11 protein-coding genes are annotated in these 11,311 nt (G+C 44.7%); 5 read left to right on the top strand and 6 right to left on the bottom strand.

Annotation, left to right across the window (positions count from 1 at the left end):
* Positions 1-369 precede the first annotated feature (369 nt).
* From rpoD to rpsU, 5 genes are all read right to left on the bottom strand, one after another.
* Positions 370-2,202: an RNA polymerase sigma factor RpoD gene (rpoD, locus tag GTQ48_RS15500; RefSeq protein WP_163107472.1), complete on the bottom strand. Its 1,833-nt coding sequence runs from the start codon at positions 2,200-2,202 to the stop codon at positions 370-372.
* A gap of 24 nt (positions 2,203-2,226) precedes the next feature.
* Positions 2,227-2,397: a hypothetical protein gene (locus GTQ48_RS15495; RefSeq protein WP_163107471.1), complete on the bottom strand. Its 171-nt coding sequence runs from the start codon at positions 2,395-2,397 to the stop codon at positions 2,227-2,229.
* Positions 2,398-2,604: 207 nt separating this feature from the next.
* Complete coding sequence (gene dnaG / locus GTQ48_RS15490; RefSeq protein ID WP_163107470.1) at positions 2,605-4,383, bottom strand: DNA primase; 1,779 nt, start codon at positions 4,381-4,383, stop codon at positions 2,605-2,607.
* A 155-nt stretch (positions 4,384-4,538) separates the two neighbouring features.
* Positions 4,539-4,985: a GatB/YqeY domain-containing protein gene (locus GTQ48_RS15485; RefSeq protein ID WP_163107469.1), complete on the bottom strand. Its 447-nt coding sequence runs from the start codon at positions 4,983-4,985 to the stop codon at positions 4,539-4,541.
* Positions 4,986-5,504: 519 nt separating this feature from the next.
* Positions 5,505-5,720: a 30S ribosomal protein S21 gene (gene rpsU / locus GTQ48_RS15480; protein WP_012517258.1), complete on the bottom strand. Its 216-nt coding sequence runs from the start codon at positions 5,718-5,720 to the stop codon at positions 5,505-5,507.
* Positions 5,721-6,089: 369 nt separating this feature from the next.
* On the opposite strand from rpsU, the gene tsaD reads away from it, so the two are divergent.
* Together tsaD and GTQ48_RS15470 are read left to right on the top strand one after the other, a co-directional pair.
* The gene (gene tsaD / locus GTQ48_RS15475; protein WP_163107468.1) at positions 6,090-7,103 is read left to right on the top strand and encodes a tRNA (adenosine(37)-N6)-threonylcarbamoyltransferase complex transferase subunit TsaD; all 1,014 of its coding nucleotides are present in this window, start codon (positions 6,090-6,092) and stop codon (positions 7,101-7,103) included.
* Between the two features lie 145 nt (positions 7,104-7,248).
* On the top strand, positions 7,249-8,466 hold the full coding sequence (locus tag GTQ48_RS15470; RefSeq protein ID WP_239060158.1) for an alkaline phosphatase family protein: 1,218 nt from the start codon (positions 7,249-7,251) through the stop codon (positions 8,464-8,466).
* Positions 8,467-8,549: 83 nt separating this feature from the next.
* Here the strand turns inward: GTQ48_RS15470 and plsY are convergent, their stop codons facing one another.
* Positions 8,550-9,152 (bottom strand): glycerol-3-phosphate 1-O-acyltransferase PlsY, encoded by a 603-nt coding sequence (gene plsY / locus GTQ48_RS15465; protein WP_163107466.1) that lies wholly within the window; start codon positions 9,150-9,152, stop codon positions 8,550-8,552.
* A 335-nt stretch (positions 9,153-9,487) separates the two neighbouring features.
* Between plsY and folB the strand changes: the two genes are divergently transcribed.
* Genes folB through GTQ48_RS15450 form a run of 3 tightly spaced genes read left to right on the top strand, consistent with a single transcriptional unit; the run spans position 9,488 to position 11,144 of the window.
* Positions 9,488-9,841, top strand: a complete 354-nt coding sequence (gene folB, locus GTQ48_RS15460; RefSeq protein WP_163107465.1) for a dihydroneopterin aldolase — start codon at positions 9,488-9,490, stop codon at positions 9,839-9,841.
* On the top strand, positions 9,841-10,335 hold the full coding sequence (gene folK, locus GTQ48_RS15455) for a 2-amino-4-hydroxy-6-hydroxymethyldihydropteridine diphosphokinase (protein WP_163107464.1): 495 nt from the start codon (positions 9,841-9,843) through the stop codon (positions 10,333-10,335). The genes folB and folK overlap by 1 nt, the downstream gene beginning before the upstream one ends.
* Positions 10,336-10,343: 8 nt before the next feature.
* Positions 10,344-11,144 (top strand): undecaprenyl-diphosphate phosphatase, encoded by an 801-nt coding sequence (locus tag GTQ48_RS15450; protein ID WP_163107463.1) that lies wholly within the window; start codon positions 10,344-10,346, stop codon positions 11,142-11,144.
* The last annotated feature ends 167 nt before the right edge of the window (positions 11,145-11,311 follow it).

Below are 11,311 nucleotides of genomic sequence, written 5' to 3'. Positions count from 1 at the left end.
TTTATTGTATATAAATCTGCTCTCGAATGCGATTTATGATATTACATCACTATTAAACAACTGATTTCACTATGAAATAAAAAAAGGGATCTGACTTTTCAGATCCCTATTTAAGTATCAGCCCACCTTGCGGAGGCTTTTTTTTGCTCTTAATGTTTACTCATATTAGTTAAAGAGTGAAACATTAAGATGATGTGGTTAGCTGTTCATAGCAAAAAATCATAGCGAAAAAAAATCCCCGACTCTCGCCAGGGATTTTGTTTATTTAGCTTGTTTTGGCACTCATTAGATTGATGTAGTCTTTAATTTCAAACTCACTTCAAACTAATGCCTAGCTGTAGTTTCACCTGTGAAGCTACAGCTAAGAAGCTATTCGTCTAAAAAGCTGCGAAGCTGCTCAGAGCGGCTAGGGTGGCGAAGCTTACGCAGCGCTTTAGCCTCAATCTGACGGATACGCTCACGAGTAACGTCAAACTGCTTGCCCACTTCTTCTAGTGTATGGTCAGTATTCATATCAATACCAAAACGCATACGTAGAACCTTGGCTTCGCGGGCTGTAAGACCAGCAAGTACTTCCTGAGTAGCACCTTTCAAGCTTCCGCCCGTCGCCGAGTCTAAAGGCTGCACAATGGTGCTGTCTTCAATAAAGTCGCCAAGATGTGAATCTTCATCATCACCAATTGGCGTCTCCATAGAGATTGGCTCTTTTGCAATCTTAAGTACTTTACGGATCTTATCTTCCGGCATTAGCATGCGTTCAGATAATTCCTCTGGCGTTGGCTCTCTGCCCATCTCTTGAAGCATTTGGCGAGAGATACGGTTTAGCTTGTTGATAGTTTCAATCATGTGCACAGGAATACGAATTGTTCTGGCTTGGTCGGCGATTGAACGCGTAATAGCCTGGCGAATCCACCACGTTGCATACGTTGAAAACTTGTAACCACGACGGTATTCAAATTTATCAACTGCTTTCATAAGACCAATGTTACCTTCTTGAATAAGGTCGAGGAACTGAAGCCCGCGGTTGGTATACTTCTTAGCAATTGAGATAACAAGACGAAGGTTAGCTTCAACCATTTCTTTCTTCGCTCGGCGAGCTTTCGCTTCACCGATAGACATACGACGGTTAATGTCTTTTATGTCTGCGATAACCAAGCCAGTTTCTTGCTCAACTTGATTCATCTTGCTAATACAGCGCTCTACTTCTTCTTGATGTACAGCAAGTTCGTCGGCATAAGGAGCGCCAGATTTCACTGCAGCAAAAAGCCACGCTGTTGATGTTTCATTTCCTGCGAACGCTTTAATGAAGTCTTTCTTTGGCATTTTTGCGTTAACTACGCAAAACTTCATGACAAGACGTTCCTGAATACGAACTTTATCCATCATATGACGCATGTTTTTCACCATGCGATCGAACTGCTTAGGAACAAGTCTGAATTCTTTGAAGATGTCGCTTAATGCGTTGATCTGCTTGCGTGCTTCTGCATGCGAACGACCTTTCTTCTCAATGACATCACGAGTTTTGATGTATTGAGTACGAAGTTCGTCGAAACGAGCTCTCGCAAGTTCAGGATCTACGCCAGTGTCTTCTTCTTCCTCGTCTTCGTCATCGCTGTCATCGTCTTCATCTTTTAACTCTTCTTCTGAGAGGTCAGAACCGATGTGCGTTGCCGTTGGAGCAAGATCTTGATCGTCATCAGGGTCAACAAAGCCAGAAATAATATCGCTTAGGCGAATTTCTTCTGCTTCATATAAATCCCATTGATCAAGCAAATATGTAATTGCTTCTGGGTATTCTGCTACAGAACACTGAACTTGGTTTATGCCATCTTCGATACGCTTGGCTATTTCAATTTCGCCTTCGCGTGTCAAAAGCTCTACTGTTCCCATTTCACGCATGTACATGCGGACAGGATCTGTAGTACGGCCAATTTCACTTTCTACAGTTGCAAGTGCTTGCGCTGCAGCCTCTGCTGCATCTTCGTCTGCATTTGCTTCTTGCATGAGAAGTTCATCTGCATCAGGAGCTGATTCAGAAACTTGAATTCCCATGTCGTTGATCATGCGGATAATGTCTTCTATTTGATCAGAATCGACAATATCTTGCGGCAGGTGGTCGTTAACTTCTGCAAAGGTTAAGTAACCTTGCTCTTTACCTTTTGCAATCAGGAGCTTAATCTGAGACTGCTTGCTTTGCGCCATATAACCTACACTTCTCACATTCAATTAGTTTGCAATAGACAAGACACCATACGCTGACGTATGTTCCATCTTATCTGCTGGAGTACTGATGTTCGTATCAATGCCGTTTGTGCCCAATGCGACGCTTATGAGTGCGATGCGCATCCGCCCGAGTTTGGTTTTGCCCGTGTTATCGGCTATATATTGTTTACTCACATTGCTGTTTTTTCGTTCACATAGCAGCCAGCCAGTAAATGCTCTGCATGCATTGTGATTGAACACAGCGAATTAGTCAGTATAACAGAAAAACCAGTGGTTTTACCAGATTACTGGCTGATTTTTTAAACAGCAATCATTTGCAATTGAAACTGGCAAGGTGTGCTGAGCGTCGCTGCACACTTTTGCAGCGAAGTTCAATACATCCTAACTATTTTGCCGTTCTTTCATTAACAGCGTTAACTCTTCTTTTTCAGCTTTACTTAGTGATTGCACCCGAGAGCGCGAAAGTAATGTCTCTATTCGGCTTTCAAGATGAGCATCAAGTAAACGCGTAAAACTATCATTATAGACCCGTTCTGCGTCTTCATCTTTAACTAAGTGCTCTTGCAACAATAGTTTTGCGATAGTAGAAGAATGGGGATGGTCGCGGAAGTTTTCAACAAGCTGACTGGTCTTAGCATTTGGATTAGCCAAACAAAATGCGTGTACATCGCGCAGCAAGTCCATGCCCGCCGCTGCGCTACCGGTAAAAATGCCAATTTGCACATCGTCACAAGCCGCGGCCAGTCTTGGTGAGTCTAAGAGAAGACGAATAAGCATACGAAGTGGTGATAACTTGGGTTTGTTTACCTGAGTTAGATTGGGAGAGTAGGCTTTTTTGCTGCCTTGGTTTGCTTTTGAGATGTCCTGCTGAAGCTTGAATCGGTCAAATTCCCCGGTGTGCTTAGCCAGCTCTTCAAGCAACATATTTTTCTGATCAGCACCTAACGTTGACTCAATAAGAGGCATTGCGGCTTTTTTAAGGGCTATTTTTCCTTCGGGTGTGCCCACATTATGACTCTTAAGTAGGTTCTCAAAAAAGAAACGCGAAAGCGGCATTGCTTCGTTAAGCATGCCTAAGAAGGTATCTTTGCCCACCTGGCGCACCATGGTATCTGGATCTTCACCATCCGGTAGAAATAGAAACGATAATCGCACGCCGTCTTTTAATGCGGGTAGCGCGTTTTCTAGGGCTCTCCAGGCCGCTTCGCGACCTGCACGGTCGCCATCGTAACAACACACAATGTGCGATGTTGCGCGAACCAGCATTTGGATATGCTCTAAGGTTGTGGCTGTGCCTAGGGCTGCGGTGGCAATATTAATATCGAACTGGCTTAACGCCACCACGTCCATGTAGCCTTCTACGACAACAACGGTGTCTAGCTGCCGGTTTTGCTGACGGGCAGAGTAAAAGCCAAATAGCTCGTTGCCCTTATGGAAAATACGTGTTTCTGGTGAGTTAAGATATTTGGGACCACCGTCTTCTAATACTCGCCCACCAAAGCCAACCACGCGCCCTCGCTTGTCCCGAATAGGAAACATAATGCGGTCGCGAAAAAAGTCGTAGGTGCGGCCCTGGTCATTTTTATTGACCAACCTCAAATCAATTAGCTGCTTTATTTGTTGAGGACTTTTTCCAAATGTATCTAGCAATGCGCTCCAGCCATCAGGCGCATATCCAATTTCCCACTGCTTGACAATGTCGCCACTCAAACCTCGATTTTTAAGATAATCGATTGCCTTTTTACTGTTTCCGTTTTGGCGAAGCTGGTGTTGGAAAAAGCGTGTCACCTGCTCCATTAACGTATAGTCATCTTGCAGCTGCTGCTTCTTTTCCTCACTCATGGCCGGACGGCTGCCCTTTTCCCGCGGTACTTCTAGCCCGTGATATCTAGCGAGGTCTTCAATGGCTTCAACAAACTCTAGGCGGTCGAATTCCATGATAAAAGAGATGGCGTTGCCGTGGGCTCCACAACCGAAACAATGGTAAAACTGCTTATCTTGACTGACAGTAAAAGAGGGCGACTTTTCGTTGTGAAAAGGACAGCAAGCCTGATAGTTTTTGCCTGCTTTTTTTAATTTTACTCGGTTATCGACCACTTCAACCACATCGGTACGTGAGAGAAGATCATCAATAAAGTCGCGGGGTATTTTTCCAGCCATGAGGGATTCGTATAAATAAAACGGTAGATACTTTAACAGGGATAGCGAAGAATGAGAATGTATTACCGCACCCAAGTTTATTGGATACGGTAATTGCTAATAGTCAGCACTTTCTACTAATGGTTTTCGAATCGGCGACTATTGCGTTTACATTCTTAGGCGTTTAAGCGGGCTTTTATTTTTGTACTCAGTGCGCCCATATCGGTGCGACCTTGTACCTTAGGCTTTAACGCGCCCATTACTTTCCCCATATCTTGCATACCCGTTGCACCCGTTGAGGCCATGGTGTCATCAATTAACGCATTGAGTTCTTCATCAGTCAGTGGCTGAGGCAAGAAATGTTCAATATAGGTGATTTCTTCCCGTTCCTTGCTTGCAAGGTCGTCTCTGTCTGCTGCATCAAACTGAGCCGCAGCGTCTTGGCGCTGCTTCACCATTTTCGTAAGTACCGCTAGTACAGCAGGGTCATCAAGCGTGATTTGCTCGTCTATTTCTTTTTGCTTAATTGCCGCAAGGGCCATTCGAATAGTGCCTAAGCGCAGCTTCTCTTTCGCGCGCATTGCATCTTTTTGGGCAGATTTTAAATCATCAATTAATGCCATGATAGTTTTCGTATCCTTTGTTAGCGAGTCGTTGTTGGATATAACGTTATGGTAATAGGATAATCAATAGAATGATAAATGGAAGCTTTAAAAGCGAAAGGAACCAATGAGAAGTCTAAAAAGTGAGTGGACTAAATATAAGCTCCAAATAAAAAGGATGAGCAATAGAATTAAATGTGGTTGGTTCGATAACCGAGTTTGACTACAGCGCTATTATAAAACGGATTGGATATTAGGAAGGGATAATTGATATTCGCCAGCTGCTGCGCACTGTTTTTTGTACTGCGGCTTAGCGCCGCTCTTTATACTAAGGCTTAGTGCTGTTCTTTATACTAAGGCTTAGTGCTGTTCTTTATACTAAGGTTTAAGACTACTCCTTATACTTAGCTTGGTACTTTGGCTTCATATTAAAGGCAAACAGAGACAAAAAAGGTCCAAATAAGGACCCTTTTTGATACTTCAGAAACGCGAAAGGTGCTGCAATGGCAACACCTTTCGTACTCGTAATTAAACCCTAGTTTAGTAGAGTTTTACGCGACGTGCGTTTTCACGAGCTAGCTTCTTAAGATGACGCTTTTTAGCGGCAGCTTTCTTGCGCTTGCGTTCCCACGTAGGTTTTTCGAAGAATTCACGACGACGAACTTCAGATAGAACACCTGCTTTTTCACAAGAACGCTTAAAACGACGCAGCGCCACATCAAACGGCTCGTTTTCTCTAACTTTAACGATAGGCATTTAAACACTCACCTCAAAACTTTACTGTGTATATCCGGGTAAAATTGTGCGCTAAAAAGGCCACCCGGGTTAAAAATGGTGCGAAATTCTAATCATTTCTGCAGAGAAAGTAAAGGATGAATTGCTAAAAAATAGCCAATATCGTGCATTTACTCCTTTGCTAGCATTCCATGAATGCAGGTTTACAGGTAAACTCTGCGCCTAAGAAACATAAGCTACCCAGTTTCATCGCCCCTAACGCTGCCTTTTTAGAGCGTGTCCGAGCGTTGAATGTCGGGTTAGAAAGATAATCACGGGCGGATCATAAAGATGATCGCCGCAGATCGCTAGTAAAATTATTGGTTTTTGTTGTAAAAAGGTGAGCGCTGAATGCGAATTTTAGGAATTGAGACGTCGTGCGACGAAACCGGCATTGCAGTATATGATGACGAACAGGGCTTGCTTTCTCATGAGTTATACAGCCAAGTTAAGCTGCACGCCGATTATGGTGGAGTCGTTCCCGAGTTGGCTTCTCGCGATCATGTCCGCAAAATTATTCCCCTTATCGAAAAAGCGCTGACTGACGCGAATACCACACCAAAGGATATTGACGGCGTTGCCTTCACTCAGGGGCCAGGTTTAATTGGTGCTTTACTTGTGGGGTCATCCGTTGGCCGCTCACTCGCCTATGCGTGGAATGTACCGGCTGTTGGTGTGCATCACATGGAAGGCCATTTGTTAGCACCAATGTTAGAAGACAATGCGCCTTCATTTCCTTTCGTGGCGTTGCTTGTTTCTGGCGGTCACTCAATGTTGGTGAATGTAAAAGGCATTGGTCAATACGAAGTGCTTGGGGAGTCAGTAGATGACGCCGCTGGTGAAGCGTTTGATAAAACCGCGAAACTTCTTGGTTTAGATTACCCAGGTGGTCCATTGCTTGCCAAATTAGCGGAAAAGGGGGAGCCCGGCCATTATAAATTCCCACGACCTATGACTGACAAGCCAGGTCTAGATTTTAGCTTCAGTGGACTCAAAACCTTTGCCGCAAACACGATTAGAGCATCTGATGGCAGCGACCAAGTTAAAGCCAACATAGCATTTGCATTCCAAGAGGCTGTGGTGGACACTCTTATGATCAAATGTAAGCGGGCGCTCAAACAAACGGGAATGAAACGATTGGTTATTGCCGGTGGTGTAAGCGCTAATCAGATGCTTAGGCAAAAAATGACGGTGTTGATGGATGAGCTACACGGCGAAGTATTCTACCCCAGCCTAGCTTACTGCACTGACAACGGAGCCATGATTGCCTATGCCGGAATGCAGAGATTAAAAGCAAACGAAGTCCTTGAACTAAGCTCTCAGGCCAAGCCTCGCTGGCCGCTAGACACACTCACTGCTGTTTAGGTACTGCTATTTGCGTGTTAGGTTTAGGTTCAGGCACGCGTCTAAGACGGGGGAACGCTTCATCTTTATTTGATGTGCGCCTAATGTGTTCGCAATAAGGAATAAGAACATGATTAAATTAATGACCGCCGTGATATCTGCATGGATGATACTGGTGCTATCTCACACGGCAAGTGCGAGTGGAGAGACAGCGCAGCAACCTCAGTACGTTGTGTTGATTTCACTTGATGGTTTTAGGCACGATTACGTCGAGCTACACGGCGCGTCTCACCTAGCTCGCATAGCCAAAGAGGGCGTGCGTGCATCAAGTATGACACCGGTTTACCCGGCAAATACGTTTCCTAATCATCTGTCGTTGATAACAGGGTTATTACCTAAACATCATGGCATTGTGAATAATCGTTTTTTCGACAAAACAAGATCAACGAAAGAGGGCTATGCTCGCTACAGTATGGGCAAAGGAAAGACAGACAGTACCTGGATTACGGCAACGCCACTGTGGAATTTAGCCGAACTAAACGGACTTAAAGCGGCAACATTTTTCTGGCCAGAGTCTGATGCACGAATTGGCGGCGCGCTTCCTACTTATCACTTTCCTTATTCAAAATATACAAGCTACCAACAGCGAATAGACCAGATGGTTCAGTGGTTAAGTTTGCCTGAAGTATCTCGACCTCGCTTTGTCACTGGCTACTTTTCGCTAACCGATACGGTAGGTCATGACGAAGGGCCTTATTCGCCCTTAACCAAAGATGCGGTTGTGCAAGTGGATGCCCTCGTGGGTGAGTTGTATGACCGAATTCAAGCATTAGATATTAACGTTAATGTGGTCATTGTATCGGATCACGGTATGACCTCGGTAGATAGCAATAAAGTCATTGATGTGTCAGCACTGTCTATCCCAGATACATTCTCGGTAGAAAACGAGGGCGCACAAGTTCATATTTATGCCCCCAAAGACGCGAGTGAAGAAGCGATATTGCAAGAAGCAAACCGCTTATCTACTGTCTCTAATGAGCGGTATAAGGGACGGTTCGTTGTGCTTAGCGATGCTCAGCGAGAAATGCGTCAATTTGAAAAGGGGAGTAGAACGGGAGACATCCTGTTAGAGGTGTCACCCCCAGCGCGTTTTATTGATGATGCAACAGGGCGCATCAGCAAAGGCGGTCATGGCTACCTCAATACGCTGCCCGATATGGGCGCCACTTTTATTGCTGCAGGCCCTGCTTTTAAAAAAGGGGTTACGCTGCCGGTGTTCAGTAACTTAGAGGTTTATCCTGCCCTAGCTAAAATAATGGGTATAGCGCCGTTCACGCCCATAGACGGCAAACTTGAAGTACTCAATCAAGGGTTGGTGCGCTAGTATTGGAGCATAGACACTGGAGCACTAATGTTGAAGCACTAGCATCGAAACACTAGCGCTGAAACACTAGCACTGGGGGCGAGTCATTCTTTGATAGACCCTTTATCCCAAACCTTACTCTCAGACCCGCTTAAAAGCCGTACAATGTTGTCCTTATGCCTAATAATAATGAGTATGGATAACATAGCCACCGGAATGGTATAGAGCGGTTTGACCAGCCAAGTAAAAAGAGGCGCTAGGCTTACGGCAACGAGCGCGCCCAATGAAGAATAGCCGGTGATAAAGACCACAAGCACCCAGCTCACAATGAGAAGCCCTGCCAAGTCTAAACCTATTGGCAACATGGCACCAAAAGCGGTCGCCACCGCCTTTCCTCCTTTAAAACCAAAGTACAGTGGGAAAATGTGACCAAGGCATGCTGCTATTGCAATTAGCCCTAATAGCAGGGGTTCAATATTTAAAAAGTAACTGCCATAAACGGGGATTGTTCCCTTTAAAATATCCATGACCAACACAAGTAGGGCAGGTACACGTCCACCGAGTCGGTATACATTCGTGGCGCCTGGATTTTTGGAGCCAGCAGTTCTTGGATCGGGAAGAAGAAATACTCGGCTAATGAGTACCGCACTTGACAGCGAACCAAAAAGATACGCGACGGCAACCATTAATATTGTTAAGGAAATCATTAGTTTACTTTTTCACTCATTGGCGTTTCATTTTCATAACGTTTTAATTGTAATAACGCTATTATAATTTTAACTGCTAGCCGCTACCCTCATTATTCAAACTAAGGTTTCATCAACATGCCCTAGTTTCATTTAACGTTTTGTCTTCGTTAAATATGAAAACCTCAGTTGCCCCGTGTTGCCATACAGCGGTATAGTTGTGCATCATTTACTGCGGTAAGCTTTGCGTCAGCATAACGCTACTTCATCCAAATACGATATACCACCTTTGGCCTGCATTTATGTTGGTCAATTCGCAGTAGTAAGACCAGTAAAAACATAAGTTGAAACAATTCATGGGTAAAATATTTATAACTGGATTAACGGTAAATACGTTAATTGGGGTTTACGATTGGGAGCGCACACAGCAAACCGCGCTGCTTTTAGACGTAACCCTAACCGCCGACTTAAACGCAGCTATGCAAAGCGATGATGTAAACGACACCATTGACTACGCAAAAGTGGCAGAGTGTATTGTCGACGTCGGTCAGCGCAGCGAGTTTGAACTATTAGAAGCCTTTGGCAACGCAGTAATGACATCGGTATTTGACGCTTTTGCGGTTTCCGCTATCACCGTTAAAATTGTAAAGCCGAATATTTTACCTAATGCACAAACGGTGGCTGTCGAGCTTTGCCGAGAGCGTAGTTAATGTCTCAACACACCATTTTAATTAGTGTAGGCTCTAATATTGAGCGTGAGCATTACACTCGACAGTCAATTATTGCATTAAAAAAGCACTTCCAAGACGTTTCGCTGTCTTCAGTGTACGAAAGTGAAGCGGTAGGGTTTAACGGCAGTCCATTTTATAATTTAGTGGCTAAGGCTAATACTTCACTGAGTATAGAGCACGTATGCGAAACCTTGAAAAACATTGAGCGGGACAATGGGCGGGTTCACACCGACAAAAAGTTTTGTGCTCGTACATTGGATTTAGATCTTCTTACCTATGATGACACCGTGACTCGTTCACCCGTTGTGTTACCAAGAGAAGAGATTTGTCACAATGCCTTTGTTTTATGGCCACTGGCAGAGCTGGTACCCAATAGTATTCATCCTGAAACACAACAAACCTATGCCCACATGTGGGCGTCTTTCGATAAGCAGAAGCAGCGACTTTGGCCTGTTGACTTTACCTGGAGCTAAGCAAGGGAATGACACTTTTTGAAATTATAATTTTAGCTATTATCCAAGGGGTAACGGAGTTTTTACCTATTAGTAGCTCTGGGCATTTACTGTTACCGGCCGAGCTTTTTGGCTGGGTAAGCCAGGGGCTGGCCTTCGATGTCGCGGTTCATGTGGGCAGCTTGTTAGCCGTAATGATTTATTTTCGCCAAGAAATTATGCAGATGACGGTTGCATGGTGTACGCAAGGGTTCAGTAAACAGCAGTCCACTGACAGTAAGCTGGCGTGGTACGTGATTATTGCGACCATTCCTGCGGTTATTGTGGGTTTTCTTATGAAGGGTTGGATTGAAGACAACGCCCGTACGGCGCTGGTCATTGCCGCAACAACCATTATTTTTGGCCTGGTATTGTGGTACGCCGATGCGACCGCCAAGCGAAAGCACGAGCTTGATACACTTAATATAAAACAAGCTATATTCATTGGCTTGGCACAAGTGTTGGCGTTAATACCCGGTACGTCCCGTTCGGGAATAACCATGACCGCAGGACTGATGCTTGGCTTAAAGCGTGAAGCATGCGCCCGTTTTTCTTTCCTATTGTCTATACCAGTAATACTGGGTGCAGGCTTACTGGCAACCTACGATTTGATTGAAGCCAACGAGGCGGTGGACTGGCAAGCATTAATGTACGGCGCTATGTTCTCTTTTGTGAGTGCTTATCTTTGCATTTACCTATTCTTAAGCTGGATTGCGCGCATTGGCATGCTTCCTTTTGTGATATACCGCCTCGCGCTTGGTGCAATACTTTTATGGTTTGTCTTTGCTTAACCTTTGGTTGAAGAGCTAAACTCGAACAGAAAAGCCAGAATAAAAAAACAGCTAGAGAGCGAGATTAAAAAGTCAGATTTGAAAGGCAGACATGCCAATCGTGGTTTTGCGGAGCTCGCTTTATAAAAAAGCAGAGCGCCAGAACGGCATAACGTTTAAGGCGCGTC

It is taken from the genome of Alteromonas genovensis, from assembly GCF_010500895.1.
In the GTDB taxonomy this organism is placed as follows: domain Bacteria; phylum Pseudomonadota; class Gammaproteobacteria; order Enterobacterales; family Alteromonadaceae; genus Alteromonas; species Alteromonas genovensis.
This window is presented reverse-complemented; position numbering and strand designations above follow the sequence as displayed.